Below are 14,310 nucleotides of genomic sequence, written 5' to 3' on the forward strand. Positions count from 1 at the left end.
GACAAAAAAATGTAGATTGTTTTTGCAAGCGGAGGAATACATGAAAATTAAAGAAATTATTGTGGTGGAGGGTCGTGACGACACTGCTAGAGTAAAGATGGCAGTTGATGCAGATACGATTGAAACGAATGGATCTGCCATTGGCGATACAGTCATTCAACAAGTGCGTCTTGCTCAGGAGACGAGGGGGGTTATCATTTTAACTGATCCTGATTTCCCTGGGGAAAAGATCCGTAAAACCATCGCAGAGGCTGTCCCTGGCTGTAAGCACGCCTTTTTACCAAAACACCTTGCGAAAGCGAAGCGGGACAAAGGAATTGGTGTCGAGCATGCTTCCTTGGATAGTATTCGAGAATGCCTTGCACATGTCCATGAGGAAATGGAAGAATCAGAAAGCGAGATTACGTTAGACGATTTATTTGACGCAGGCCTTATCGGAGGCGAAGCATCAAAACGCCGCCGCGAACGATTAGGTGTGCTTTTAAATATAGGATATACAAATGCGAAGCAGCTGCAAAAGCGTCTTCACATGTTCCAAATAACGAAAGAGGATTTTATTGCGGCCTTAAAGACCGTCATGCAGGAGGAAGCCGATGAATAAAGATATTGCGACGCCCATCAGAACGAAGGAAATACTGAAGAAGTACGGTTTCTCTTTTAAAAAGAGCTTAGGGCAAAACTTTTTAATTGATACGAATATTTTAGATCGCATTGTCGATCATGCAGAGATAACGGATGAGACCGGTGTGATTGAAATTGGCCCTGGTATCGGTGCGTTGACTGAACAGCTCGCCAAACGGGCAAAGAAAGTCACGGCTTTTGAAATCGACCAGCGCCTATTGCCGATTTTAAACGATACCCTTTCTCCATATGATAATGTCACCATTATTCATCAAGACGTATTGAAGGCAGATGTAAGAAAGGTGATTGAAGAACAGTTTGCTGACTGTAAAGAAGTAATGGTCGTAGCAAACCTTCCTTATTATGTGACGACACCAATTATTATGAAATTGCTTGAAGAAAACCTTCCATTGAAAGGCATCGTGGTCATGCTGCAAAAAGAAGTAGCAGATCGCATGGCTGCTGTTCCTTCATCAAAAGAATACAACTCTTTGTCGATTGCAGTGCAATTTTATACAGAAGCGAAGACGGTCATGGTTGTGCCGAAAACGGTTTTCGTCCCACAACCAAATGTGGATTCAGCGGTGATCAAACTAACTGTTCGTGAAACACCTGCAGTCTCAGTAGACAATGATACGTTTTTCTTTCAACTGATTCGTGCGAGTTTTGGCCAGCGCCGGAAGACATTGATGAATAACTTGATGAACAATCTGCCAGATGGCAAGAAACATAAAGCTATCATTGAAGAAGCCCTTGTAACAGCTGAGGTTGATGGGAAACGCCGCGGTGAATCATTGTCAATCGATGAATTTGCCCGTTTGTCCAATGTTTTACACAAAGCCCTCTCATAAGGGCTTTTCAGCGCGTGTAGACAAACCCTCGCATTCGGTGTCAGTCCTGCGCGCTGGTGCTCACGAATGTCAAATTCGCTCCGTGCCAGTACTCGTCCTTCCTAGACTACAAAGGTTTTCTATCACGCTGAAAAGAAGACAAAGCCCTTTCATAAGGGCTTTTTTCTTTTGGTTTTCACCACTTCACCTGTTCAGGCATAGGCTAGAAAGAACAACACACCTGAAAGAAAAACAAGTGTAGCGTAAGACGATACCAACAGGATAAGAGCCTGATTGTGGAGTGAAAAGCATGCAATTTCAAATAGGAGATATGGTGACGAGGGCATCCTATCAGATGGATATTATGTTTCGTATCATTCGAATTGATGAGACAGACCAGCACGAAGCCACCGCCATTTTGCATGGGAATGAAGTGAGGCTGATCGCCGATGCGAAGATGTCAGATTTGGTCTTGATTCAAAAAGAGGAGCAGCTGACAAGAGAGAAGGACGATGAACGGAAAATTAACGAATCGCTCGACTTACTCAGGCAAGATTATCAGCTGCTTCGTGAAAAACAAGAGTATTATACGTCTGGACAATATCAGCATCAGGAGCAGTATTTTCATATGCCCGGAAAGGTTCTGCATTTAGATGGAGATGCTTCATACTTAAAGAAATGCTTAGATGTATATGAAAGAATCGGTGTACCTGTGTATGGTGTGCATTGCCACGAGAAGAAAATGCCAAGCATGATTGATTCATTAATTGATCAATACCGGCCTGATATTTTGGTCATCACAGGACATGATGCGTATTCTAAACAAAAGGGTGGTGTACACGATATCGGTGCATATCGTCATTCTCGTCATTTCGTTGAAACGGTTCAAAAGGCAAGAAGGAAGGTTCCGCATTTAGATCAGCTCGTGATCTTTGCAGGTGCCTGCCAATCTCATTTTGAATCATTAATTCAAGCAGGTGCTAATTTTGCAAGCTCACCCTCACGTGTCAACATTCATGCACTTGACCCCGTCTATATTGTTGCCAAGATCAGCTTCACTCCATTTGTAGATCGAATCAACGTGTGGGATGTGCTCCGAAATACGCTGACGAGAGAAAAAGGTCTCGGAGGGATTGAAACAAGGGGTGTTTTAAGGGTAGGTATGCCATATAAAAGAGACCATGAATCGACATAACCCGACTGATTTCAGTCTGGTTTTTTTTATGCTCAAAAAGAAATTTCATATGAATACATAATTCACCGGAATTTGAGAAAAATAGGGAGGAGAAAAGGTAGAAGTTTGTCAAAATTATTTTGTTGACAATGGCTCGTGTTGGTTGATATAATTTAATTTTTATTTGACAAAAATGGGCCGTTGTTGTATAATTATCTCAGTGAGGTGGATGCAATGGCGAAGACTTTGTCCGACATCAAAAGATCGCTTGATGGTAACTTAGGTAAACGTTTGACGTTAAAGGCTAACGGAGGCCGCCGAAAAACAATTGAGCGTTCGGGCATTTTAGCTGAAACGTACCCTTCTGTTTTTGTGATTCAATTAGATCAAGATGAGAATTCGTTTGAAAGAGTTTCTTACAGTTATGCAGATATACTGACTGAGACGGTCGAATTAACGTTCGATGATACCGCTAGCTCAGTCGCCTATTAATGGGCAGTGAACTTTTTGTTTACTGCTTTTTGTTTTGCCTTTTTTTCTGTATGGGAGGCTGTCCATTATTTGAAAGGGGTAAAAGGCAGGAATCGATGCAAAATAAGAAAGCCACAAATGAGTGGCGATGATTCGAATTCTCGACCAAAGGGGCTGTTTCGTTTGGGTAGACGCCGAGGCATTATGTCAGATGAGTTCAAATACGAGCTGGCGAAGGATCTTGGATTTTATGATACCGTCAAAAATGGAGGCTGGGGAGAGATTCGTGCGCGTGACGCAGGAAATATGGTCAAACGTGCCATTGAATTAGCTCAACAGCACATGGCTCAAGAAGAGAATCAACGATAAAGAAATGATCAGGGATACCTCGCGTGTCTCTGGTCTTTTTTGCTTGAAAAAGTGAGTGTGCTGGGGGCAAAAGCCAATATTCATCAGATCCATCAAATGTGATACAATATTGATACTTATGTTTAGATGGAGAAGTAGGTGAAATGTTTGCGTATTTTAGAAAAAGCACCGGCAAAAATTAATCTCTCACTTGATGTTCATGGAAAAAGACCGGATGGATATCACGAAGTGGAGATGGTGATGACAACAATAGATCTTGCAGATCGACTAGAGCTGACGGAGCTGGACAAAGACGAAATCCGTGTATCATCTCATAATCGTTTTGTGCCAGATGATCAACGGAATTTGGCTTATCAGGCAGCTAAATTATTAAAAACAAGATTCGGTATTCAAAAAGGCGTATCGATTGTCATCACAAAAGCAATTCCCGTCGCAGCAGGTTTAGCTGGAGGCAGCAGTGATGCCGCAGCAGCGCTTCGCGGCTTAAACCGTTTGTGGAAGTTAAATCTCACGTTAGATGAACTAGCTGAGCTTGGAGCGGAGATCGGCTCAGATGTCTCTTTTTGTGTACACGGAGGGACAGCGCTAGCGACAGGACGTGGAGAGAAACTAAAGCATATTGCGACACCGCCGCATTGCTGGGTGATTTTAGCGAAGCCGGTGATTGGGGTATCTACAGCTGAGGTCTACAGACAATATGACGCAAGCAAAGTAGAACACCCAAATGTACAGCGTATGATTGAAGCAATTGAAGCGAAAGATTATAAAGAGATGTGCGGCTCACTCGGTAACGTGTTGGAATCTGTGACATTAAAGATGTATCCGGAAGTCGATATGATTAAGAGACAGATGAAGCGTTTCGGAGCAGATGCTGTATTAATGAGCGGCAGCGGGCCAACTGTATTTGGCTTGATTCAATATGAATCGAAGGTACAAAGAATATATAACGGACTGAGAGGATTTTGTGATCAGGTTTACGCTGTCCGCATGATCGGCGAACAAAATACCCTTGATTAAATCCGTATATTAAGTTATATTATTCATAAATTATTCGGGTTCTGGGGGTAAGTTCATGAAGTTTCGTCGAAGCGGCAGATTGGTGGACTTAACAAATTATTTGTTAACCCACCCGCACGTACTAGTACCTTTAACTTTTTTTGCAGAGCGATATCAATCTGCGAAGTCCTCTATTAGTGAAGACTTAACGATTATCAAACAGACCTTCGAACAGCAGGGAATAGGGACTTTACTTACTGTACCTGGCGCTGCTGGCGGAGTGAAATATATTCCAAAGATTCATCTAAAAGAAGCAGACGAAGTCGTCAACGATATCGGAGAAGCATTATCAACTCCTGAACGTGTGCTTCCTGGCGGTTATTTATATTTAACTGATGTTTTAGGCAATCCATCGATTCTTGCGAAAATCGGTAAGCTTTTTGCGACCATTTTTTCGGATCGACCGATTGATGTTGTCATGACTGTTGCGACGAAAGGTATTCCGATTGCCTATTCTGTTGCAGGTTATTTAAATGTGCCTGTTGTGATCGTTAGAAAAGATAATAAGGTAACTGAAGGATCAACTGTGAGTATTAATTATGCATCAGGTTCTTCTAACCGAATTCAAACCATGTCACTTGCAAAGCGGAGCTTAGATAAAGGATCCAATGTGTTGATTATTGATGACTTTATGAAAGCAGGCGGAACCATTAATGGCATGATGAATCTTCTAGAGGAATTTAATGCAAATGTTGCAGGGATCGGTGTTTTATTAGAAGATGAAGGCGTAGATGAACGTCTTGTCGATGAATATGTATCACTTTTAAAGCTTTCAACCATTGATATGAAGCAGAAAATCATTGAGATTAATGAAGGTAATTTCCACGAGTTTTTTCATTCGAAAGCTTAAGCTTTGATCAAACATGTATTTGAATGGGAGAGATTGATATGACAAAAGTTGTTCAAACCAAAAACGCGCCAGCAGCCATTGGACCTTACTCTCAAGGGATTATCGTCAATAACATGTTTTACAGCTCAGGGCAGATTCCGTTAACGCCAGCTGGAGATTTTGTGAATGGAGATATTAAAGAACAAACACATCAAGTGTTTCATAATCTTAAAGCCGTCCTTGAAGCAGCGGGTGCTTCCTTCGAAACAGTCGTGAAAGCAACGGTTTTCATTAAAGATATGGAACAATTTGCTGAAGTGAATGAAGTGTACGGTGAATACTTCCATACACATAAGCCAGCTCGTTCATGTGTAGAAGTAGCCAGACTTCCAAAAGATGCACTTGTAGAAATTGAAGTTGTGGCATTAGTGAAATAAACAGGCCATCTCTTTGGAGACCGTTTGGTTTCATTATATGTATGAAAAGGCATCGTCATGATGTCTTTTTTCACGCAACCGATGTAAGCGTCGTCATTAAAATGACAAAAAATGTATAAATATCCCGATATTTCAAAAAAAGTTTAAAAAAAGAGCAGGAGAATCACCACAATCGTTGAATACCTAATTAATGCTTTTATATTGGGAAAAGGTGGTGAACTACTGTGGAAGTTACTGACGTAAGATTACGCCGCGTGAATACCGATGGTCGCATGAGGGCGATTGCATCCATCACGCTGGACCACGAATTTGTTGTTCATGATATTCGTGTGATTGATGGAAACAATGGCTTGTTTGTTGCAATGCCTAGCAAACGTACGCCTGATGGAGAGTTTCGCGACATTGCACATCCAATTAATTCAAGCACTCGGGGTAAAATCCAAGATGCTGTTTTAAATGAGTATCATCGCTTAGGCGAAGAGGAAGAGACAATTGAATATGAAGAAGCTGGAGCTTCTTAAAGATATGTGAACCTAAAAAGACAGCTTTAAGAGAAAATGAATGTTTTCTTTTAAATGCTGTCTTTTTTGCGTTTTTTCTCTTGTTCCTTATGTCTCCCGTTCATTAGAAAATTAATGCACTTCCTCTTGTATCCTTGAAATCAGTCCTTATTTAGGATATATTTTTCTATGGATAATAGGGATATTGGAGGCCAATCAATGGATAAGCGGTTCGCAGTGATTTTAGCAGCGGGAAAAGGAACAAGAATGAAGTCAAAGTTATACAAAGTACTTCATCCAGTTTGCGGAAAGCCAATGGTCGAGCATGTGGCAGATCAAGCGTTAAAGCTATCTTTAGCCAAGCTTGTGACGATTGTCGGTCATGGAGCAGAGGACGTCAAGAAGCAGCTTGGGGACAGAAGTGAATATGCACTTCAAGAAGAACAGCTGGGAACAGCACATGCCGTCAAACAAGCCAAATCGTTCCTCGCGCAGGAAAAGGGAACAACCATTGTCATTTGTGGAGATACACCATTATTGACAGCGGAAACAATGGAAGCCATGTTAAGCGAGCATCAAAAACAACAAGCGAAAGTCACGATTTTGACAGCACACGCGGATGATCCAACAGGTTATGGACGTATTCTTCGTGATGAAACAGGTGCTGTAGTAAAGATCGTCGAGCATAAAGATGCAAATGATGCTGAACGTCAAGTGAATGAAATTAATACTGGAACCTATTGCTTTTCAAATGAAGATCTCTTCCGTGTGATTGAGCAAGTGTCAAATGAAAATGCACAAGGTGAATACTATTTGCCGGATGTCATTGAAATTCTAAAGAATGAAGGACAGACGGTTGCAGCGTATCAAACACCTCATTTTGAAGAAACACTTGGAGTCAATGATCGTATCGCTCTATCACAAGCAGAGCAATTCATGAAGCGACGTATTAATCATCAGCATATGAAGAATGGTGTAACCTTGATTGATCCTGAGAACACGTATATCTCGCCAGATGCAGTCATCGGTGAAGATACAATGATTTATCCTGGGACGGTCATCAAAGGGAATGTAAAGATTGGTGCAGATGCCACAATCGGTCCGAACACTGAAATTGTTGATAGCGTAATTGGAGATCGGACAGTCATTAAGCAGTCTGTTGTCTGCGATAGTGAAGTTGGGGTAGATGTGACAATTGGACCGTTTGCTCATATTCGCCCATTGTCGAAAATTGGCGATGAAGTGAAGATCGGAAATTTTGTCGAAATCAAGAAAACAGTTTTCGGTGACCGAAGCAAAGCGTCTCATCTCAGCTATATTGGAGATGCAGAGGTCGGAACGGATGTAAACCTTGGTTGTGGATCTATTACAGTTAATTATGATGGGAAGAAGAAATTCTTAACGAAGATTGAAGATGGCGCATTTATTGGCTGTAATTCAAATCTCGTTGCACCAGTCACTGTCGGAAAAGGGGCATATGTTGCAGCCGGTTCAACGGTTACAGAAGATGTACCGCAGGATGCATTGTCTATTGCTAGAGCAAGACAAGTCAATAAAGAAGATTATGTGAAAAATATTCATAAAAAATAATCCAAATACCCGGAGGTTTACCATGTCTAATCGTTATGCTGATGCGAATTTAAAGATATTCTCTTTGAATTCAAACCCTGAACTTGCCAAAGAAATTGCCGATCGTATCGGAGTTGATGTAGGAAAGAGCTCTGTTAAACGTTTTAGTGACGGTGAAGTCCAAATCAATATTGAAGAAAGTATCCGTGGCTGTGATTGTTATGTTATTCAATCTACTAGTGCGCCAGTCAATGAGCACATTATGGAGCTACTCATTATGGTAGATGCACTAAAACGCGCTTCTGCGAAAACGGTCAATATTGTCATCCCTTATTACGGATATGCACGTCAAGATCGTAAGGCGAAACCTCGTGAGCCAATCACGGCGAAGCTTTTTGCGAACTTACTTGAAACAGCAGGTGCTACTCGTGTCATTGCACTTGACCTTCATGCGCCGCAAATCCAAGGTTTCTTTGATATTCCAATCGATAACTTAATGGCTGTGCCAATCTTAACAAACTATTTTGAACAGAAAAACTTGAATGATATCGTTGTTGTGTCTCCTGACCACGGTGGTGTTACGCGTGCGCGCAAAATGGCGGACCGCCTAAAAGCACCAATCGCAATTATCGACAAACGTCGTCCGAAGCCGAACGTGGCTGAAGTGATGAACATCATTGGGAACATTGAAGGCAAAACGGCGATTCTCATCGATGATATCATTGATACAGCTGGTACGATTACACTTGCAGCAAATGCACTTGTGGAAAATGGAGCGGCTGAAGTCTATGCTTGTTGTACTCACCCAGTATTGTCTGGACCAGCAGTAGAACGTATTACAAACTCTAAAATTAAAGAATTAGTTGTGACAAACAGTATTCACTTAACAGATGACAAGAAAGTTGGAAAATTCATTCCGCTTTCAGTTGGGCCTTTGCTTGCAGAAGCCATCATCCGTGTACATGAAGAAGAATCTGTGAGCTACCTTTTCAGCTAATTTTCTGATTGGAAAAGGCCCTAGGCATCAGCTTGGGGTCTTTTTGCTGTGATAAATGAAAGCCAAACATGTTTAAAATGATTCAGTTATGGGTATTTATGAAAGTAGTGACAAAAAAGAAATAGGATGGTGCTGAATATGGCAACTTTAAAAGCAAATAAAAGAACTGATTTCAAACGTTCCACACTGCAAAAAATCCGTCATTCAGGACACGTTCCTGGTGTCATATACGGAAAAAATACAGACAACCTTGCTGTTTCATTAGACAGTATTGATTTATTAAAGACATTACGTGATGAAGGAAAAAACACAATCATCACATTAGACGTTGGCGGTGAAACAAAATCTGTGATGGTAACAGAACTGCAAACAGATCCGTTGAAAAATGAGCTTGTCCACGCTGATTTCCAAGTGGTCGACTTACAGCGAGAAATTGACGCAGATGTACCTGTACAACTCATTGGCGAATCCAAAGGTGTAAAGGATGGCGGTGTGCTTCAGCAGCCACTATTTGAGCTATCCATTACAGCAAAACCAAAGGATATCCCGCAAAATATTGAAGCTGATATTACAAACTTAGAAGTAAATGACGTACTAACAGTTGGTGATCTGACTGTTCAATCTACGTATCAAATTAATAATGATCCAGAAGAAGTTGTTGCTTCGATTTTACCGCCTCAGCAATCAGAGGTTCCAGAGCCAGATAGTGAAGAGGAAACGCAAGAGCCTGAGGCCATTAAAGAAAAAGATGACAGCGAAGAATAACTGGTCAATTAGAGACGTAACCCTCCCGCGGTTACGTCTTTTGTGCTAGAATGAAAAGAATTCATACGTTTTGCATGAGGCAATCACATTGGCTCATTTTTTAGGCGTGTGCATGTGCGACAAAGGAGGTTATTGGTTTCATGATTGCGTTCGTTGGATTGGGTAATCCAGGAAAAGAATATGAAAAAACAAGACATAACGTCGGGTTTATGACAATAGATGAACTATCAAAAAAATGGGACATCCCATTAAATCAATCAAAATTCCATGGACAATATGGAACTGGGTTTGTTTCGGGGCAAAAGGTTCTACTTGTGAAGCCTCTTACATATATGAACTTATCAGGGGAATGTGTGCGTCCGCTGATGGATTACTATGATATTCCCCTTGAACATTTGAAGGTCATCTATGATGATCTTGATTTGCCAACGGGCCGGATTCGTTTGCGTACTAAAGGAAGTGCAGGCGGACATAACGGAATCAAATCGTTGATTCAGCATTTAGGTTCACCAGAGTTTGACCGATTCCGTATCGGCATCGGCCGTCCACAAAACGGCATGAAGGTCGTCGATTACGTACTAGGACGCTTCTCAGAGGAAGAACAGCCTGATATCTCATCTGCTATTCAAGCATCTGTTGAAGCTTGTGAAGCGGCTTTAACAAAGCCATTTTTAGAAGTGATGAATGATTTTAACAAGAAGGTATAAGAATGATAAGCAAAGCACATACTGATCATAAAATCTCAGCATGGGAGGATCACGTATGGCTTTGCACTATTACTGCCGGCACTGTGGTGTAAAGGTTGGCAGTCTAGATGAATCCGCTGTCCAAAGTGAAGCACTTGGATTTCATCACTTAACAAATGAGGAAAGAAACGATATGATTTCTTATAGGGAAAATGGTGATTTACATGTACAAACCATTTGTGAGGATTGCCAAGAGGCGCTCGAAAGAAATCCTGATTACCATCAGTATCATACCTTTATTCAATAAAAAGCTTTGGTGTAGATAATAGACCAAAGCGTTTTTCTGTTTTAAACAAGCAGGGAGGAGGAGCCAAATGAAAAATATACAATCATTTATCAAACAAAGTGATGATTTTCAGTCCATTTTTAATGGGCTAAAGGAAGGTTTAAAAGAACAACTGCTCGCCGGACTATCAGGCTCCGTCAGATCTTTATTTACAGCCGCCATATCAGACGAATTAAAGCGGCCGATGTTTATTGTGACACACAACTTATATCAAGCGCAGAAGGTCACAGATGATCTAGCAAGTGTGATGCCAGATCGCTCGGTCCTTCTTTATCCTGTCAATGAACTCATTGCATCTGAAATTGCTGTGGCAAGCCCGGAGCTTAGAGCGCAGCGTCTTGATGTATTGAATCGTCTCGCGAATGGAGAAAATCCGATTGTCGTGACCCCAGCAGCTGCAGTGCGTAGAATGCTTCCTCCTGTTGAGCTCTGGAAGGAGAGTCAGATCCATTTAAAGGTTGGTGAAGAAATTGATTTGGAGGCGTTTTCAAAACAACTCGTGCAAATCGGTTATGACCGGACGTCCATGGTCGCTGCGCCCGGAGACTTTAGTGTGCGCGGAGGAATCATTGACATTTATGCGTTAACGGAAGACCACCCGATCCGTATTGAGCTGTTTGATACAGAAGTGGATTCTATTCGGTCCTTCCACTCTGACACGCAGCGTTCATTGGAAACACTTCAAGAAATCAAGATTGGCCCGGCGAAAGAGCTGATTGTAAGAGGGCCTGAACGAGTGAGAGCGATTGAACAGCTTGACGAAGGTCTTGCCAACAGTTTAAAGAAATTCAACTCGGATAAACAAAAAGAACTGCTCCATCAGAATATTTCTGCTGATCGTGAGAAGCTGCTAGAAGGTATTGTGACACAAGAAATGACGAAGTATCTGTCCTATTTCTATGAAAAGCCTGCTAGTTTGCTAGATTATACATCGCAGGATACGATTATCATTCTAGATGAAATCAGCAGAATTCAGGAGATGGAAGAACAGCTTGAACAGGAAGAAGCAGATTGGACAATTAGTCTGCTGGAAGAAGGGAATATCCTGCATGATCTAGCCCTTTCCTTCCCATTTCAAGAGCTGTTCAATCAGCAATCGAGATCGATTCTGTACTATTCCTTATTTTTGAGACATGTTCAGCAGACCAATCCGCAAAATATCGTCAATGTATCTAGTAAGCAAATGCAGAATTTCCATGGGCAGATGAATGTGCTTGCAAGTGAAATTGAACGCTACAAAAAGCAGAATTATACGGTTGTCTTTTTAGGTGCGGATGAAGAGCGGACAGAGAAGCTGTCATCTGTCTTGCATGATTATGACATTGAAGCAGCTCTTGCTAAACCTGATGCTGAGCTTGTCAGCGGGCAAGTATATATTTTACAAGGTGAGCTGCAAACAGGTTTTGAACTGCCTTTATCCAAAATTGCTGTCATTACAGAGGGTGAACTTTTCAAGAAACGTGTGAAGAAGCAGGCACGTAAGCAAAAGCTGACGAACGCAGAGCGAATCAAAAGCTATTCAGAGCTGCAAGTGGGCGATTACGTGGTGCACATTAACCACGGGATCGGTAAGTATTTAGGAATTGAAACGCTTGAAATTGGCGGCATTCATAAAGATTATTTAAATATTCATTATCAAGGAAGCGACAAGCTTTATGTCCCTGTTGAACAAATTGATCAGGTGCAGAAGTATGTTGGGTCAGAAGGAAAAGAACCAAAGCTATACAAACTAGGCGGTAGCGACTGGAAGCGCGTGAAGAAAAAAGTAGAATCATCTGTGCAGGACATTGCAGATGATCTAATTAAGCTGTACGCAGAACGTGAAGCAAGCAAAGGGTATGCCTTCTCGCCTGACCATGAGATGCAGCGCCAGTTTGAATCTGCATTCCCTTACCAAGAAACAGACGATCAAATTCGCTCGATTCATGAAATCAAGCAAGACATGGAGCGGGAGCGCCCGATGGATCGTCTGCTTTGTGGAGATGTGGGCTATGGAAAAACAGAGGTGGCGATTCGAGCGGCCTTCAAAGCCATTGCTGACGGGAAGCAGGTGGCACTGCTTGTACCAACAACGATCTTAGCGCAGCAGCATTTTGACACGATTATGGACAGATTCCAAGACTATCCTGTTAAAATCGCTCAGCTTAGCCGCTTCCGTACACGAAAAGAAACAACAGAAACATTAAAAGGGCTGAAAAACGGAACGATTGATATGGTCATTGGGACGCATCGTCTTCTTTCAAAAGACATTGTGTACAAGGATTTAGGACTGTTAATTATCGATGAAGAGCAGCGCTTCGGTGTGACGCATAAAGAGAAAATTAAACAAATGAAAGCCAATATTGATGTGCTGACGTTAACGGCAACGCCAATTCCTCGTACTCTTCATATGTCGATGCTTGGCGTACGTGACTTATCTGTTATTGAAACGCCACCTGAGAACCGTTTCCCAGTTCAAACCTATGTTGTCGAGTACAATGGTGCGTTAGTTAGAGAAGCCATTGAGCGAGAACTGGCAAGAGGCGGTCAAGTGTACTTCCTTTATAACCGAGTGGAGGATATTGAACGAAAAGCAGATGAAATCTCGATGCTTGTTCCAGACGCAAAAGTAAGCTACGCACATGGGAAAATGAGTGAGAACGAGCTGGAATCCGTAATGATTAATTTCCTAGAAGGTGAATCGGATGTACTCGTCAGTACAACCATTATCGAAACGGGCGTAGACATACCAAATGTGAACACGCTCATTGTTCACGATGCTGATAAAATGGGGCTTTCGCAACTGTACCAGTTAAGAGGACGAGTTGGGCGCTCGAATCGTGTGGCCTATGCTTATTTCACTTATCGAAAAGATAAAGTGCTTTCTGAAGTAGCAGAGAAAAGACTTCAAGCTATTAAAGAATTCACTGAGCTCGGATCAGGCTTTAAGATTGCGATGCGTGACTTAACGATTCGAGGAGCAGGAAATTTACTTGGTGCACAGCAACATGGATTTATTGATTCTGTTGGATTCGACCTTTACTCTCAAATGCTGAAAGAAGCCATTGAAGAAAGAAGAGGCGATACGACTGCTCAAGAAAAATTTGAGCCGGAAATTGATCTCCAAATTGATGCCTACATTCCAGATAGCTATATTTCTGATGGCAAACAAAAGATCGAGATGTATAAACAGTTTAGAGCGATTGGATCAATAGAAGAGCGGAAAGAGCTTCAAGATGAAATGATTGACCGATTTGGAGAATATCCGCAAGAAGTGGCTGATTTGTTCACGATTGCGACGATGAAGGTGTACGCTGTGCAGGAACGTGTCGAGTTGATCAAGATGGAGAAAGGCATTGTCAGACTCACTCTCGATGAAAAAGCAAGCAGCGACATCGATGGTCAAAAATTATTTGAGCTTGGCAGTCAATATGGACGTGATATCGGTCTTGGCATGGAAGGCAGCAAGCTGATTATTTCTGTCCAAACAAAAGGCAAGAAAACGGAGGAGTGGCTTGAAGTCGTTCTTCGTATGCTTCGAGGTCTTCAAGATGTGAAAAAAGAAACCATTCCATCTTCATAAAATTTTGTTGGTCTCTCGTGTATATTACGTTTGATGTGACGGATACTAATCTCAGGGTCAAGTGGTGAATGTTGCATAAAGTGGACGCTTTTGTTCCA

Annotated in this window: 15 protein-coding genes; all 15 read left to right on the forward strand. The window is 41.8% G+C overall.

The features are described 5' to 3' along the window. Positions 1 to 40 precede the first annotated feature (40 nt). A complete protein-coding gene (gene rnmV, locus ASG46_RS06475) occupies positions 41 to 601 on the forward strand; it encodes a ribonuclease M5 (RefSeq protein ID WP_008341876.1) in 561 nt (186 codons plus the stop codon). Continuing rightward, positions 594 to 1,472, forward strand: a complete 879-nt coding sequence (rsmA, locus tag ASG46_RS06480) for a 16S rRNA (adenine(1518)-N(6)/adenine(1519)-N(6))-dimethyltransferase RsmA (protein ID WP_008341873.1) — start codon at positions 594 to 596, stop codon at positions 1,470 to 1,472. The genes rnmV and rsmA overlap by 8 nt, the downstream gene beginning before the upstream one ends. Before the next feature lie 289 nt (positions 1,473 to 1,761). Then, positions 1,762 to 2,646 (forward strand): sporulation peptidase YabG, encoded by an 885-nt coding sequence (gene yabG / locus ASG46_RS06485; RefSeq protein ID WP_007496216.1) that lies wholly within the window; start codon positions 1,762 to 1,764, stop codon positions 2,644 to 2,646. A 213-nt stretch (positions 2,647 to 2,859) separates the two neighbouring features. Then, entirely contained in the window at positions 2,860 to 3,117 is a 258-nt protein-coding gene (gene veg / locus ASG46_RS06490; RefSeq protein ID WP_003217979.1) for a biofilm formation stimulator Veg, read from the forward strand. Between the two features lie 162 nt (positions 3,118 to 3,279). After that, positions 3,280 to 3,465: a small, acid-soluble spore protein, alpha/beta type gene (locus ASG46_RS06495; protein ID WP_017366434.1), complete on the forward strand. Its 186-nt coding sequence runs from the start codon at positions 3,280 to 3,282 to the stop codon at positions 3,463 to 3,465. Between the two features lie 147 nt (positions 3,466 to 3,612). After that, complete coding sequence (ispE, locus tag ASG46_RS06500) at positions 3,613 to 4,482, forward strand: 4-(cytidine 5'-diphospho)-2-C-methyl-D-erythritol kinase (protein ID WP_017359321.1); 870 nt, start codon at positions 3,613 to 3,615, stop codon at positions 4,480 to 4,482. 55 nt (positions 4,483 to 4,537) lie between these two features. Next, positions 4,538 to 5,371, forward strand: a complete 834-nt coding sequence (gene purR, locus ASG46_RS06505; protein ID WP_007496210.1) for a pur operon repressor — start codon at positions 4,538 to 4,540, stop codon at positions 5,369 to 5,371. 38 nt (positions 5,372 to 5,409) lie between these two features. Further along, entirely contained in the window at positions 5,410 to 5,787 is a 378-nt protein-coding gene (ridA, locus tag ASG46_RS06510) for a 2-iminobutanoate/2-iminopropanoate deaminase (protein ID WP_008341860.1), read from the forward strand. Positions 5,788 to 6,011: 224 nt separating this feature from the next. After that, the gene (spoVG, locus tag ASG46_RS06515; RefSeq protein ID WP_008357439.1) at positions 6,012 to 6,308 is read left to right on the forward strand and encodes a septation regulator SpoVG; all 297 of its coding nucleotides are present in this window, start codon (positions 6,012 to 6,014) and stop codon (positions 6,306 to 6,308) included. A 198-nt stretch (positions 6,309 to 6,506) separates the two neighbouring features. Then, positions 6,507 to 7,877, forward strand: a complete 1,371-nt coding sequence (glmU, locus tag ASG46_RS06520; RefSeq protein ID WP_056703750.1) for a bifunctional UDP-N-acetylglucosamine diphosphorylase/glucosamine-1-phosphate N-acetyltransferase GlmU — start codon at positions 6,507 to 6,509, stop codon at positions 7,875 to 7,877. 22 nt (positions 7,878 to 7,899) lie between these two features. Beyond that, the gene (locus ASG46_RS06525) at positions 7,900 to 8,853 is read left to right on the forward strand and encodes a ribose-phosphate diphosphokinase (protein WP_003217907.1); all 954 of its coding nucleotides are present in this window, start codon (positions 7,900 to 7,902) and stop codon (positions 8,851 to 8,853) included. A 138-nt stretch (positions 8,854 to 8,991) separates the two neighbouring features. After that, entirely contained in the window at positions 8,992 to 9,618 is a 627-nt protein-coding gene (locus ASG46_RS06530) for a 50S ribosomal protein L25/general stress protein Ctc (protein ID WP_017359319.1), read from the forward strand. A gap of 140 nt (positions 9,619 to 9,758) precedes the next feature. Next, entirely contained in the window at positions 9,759 to 10,325 is a 567-nt protein-coding gene (gene pth / locus ASG46_RS06535; RefSeq protein WP_007496201.1) for an aminoacyl-tRNA hydrolase, read from the forward strand. A gap of 55 nt (positions 10,326 to 10,380) precedes the next feature. Then, positions 10,381 to 10,611 carry an anti-sigma-F factor Fin family protein gene (locus ASG46_RS06540; protein ID WP_003217967.1) on the forward strand — a complete coding sequence of 77 codons (231 nt, stop codon included), beginning with the start codon at positions 10,381 to 10,383 and terminating at the stop codon, positions 10,609 to 10,611. Positions 10,612 to 10,678: 67 nt separating this feature from the next. Continuing rightward, positions 10,679 to 14,212: a transcription-repair coupling factor gene (gene mfd / locus ASG46_RS06545; protein WP_056703752.1), complete on the forward strand. Its 3,534-nt coding sequence runs from the start codon at positions 10,679 to 10,681 to the stop codon at positions 14,210 to 14,212. The last annotated feature ends 98 nt before the right edge of the window (positions 14,213 to 14,310 follow it).

The organism is Bacillus sp. Leaf49 (assembly GCF_001426125.1).
GTDB lineage: Bacteria > Bacillota > Bacilli > Bacillales > Bacillaceae > Bacillus > Bacillus altitudinis.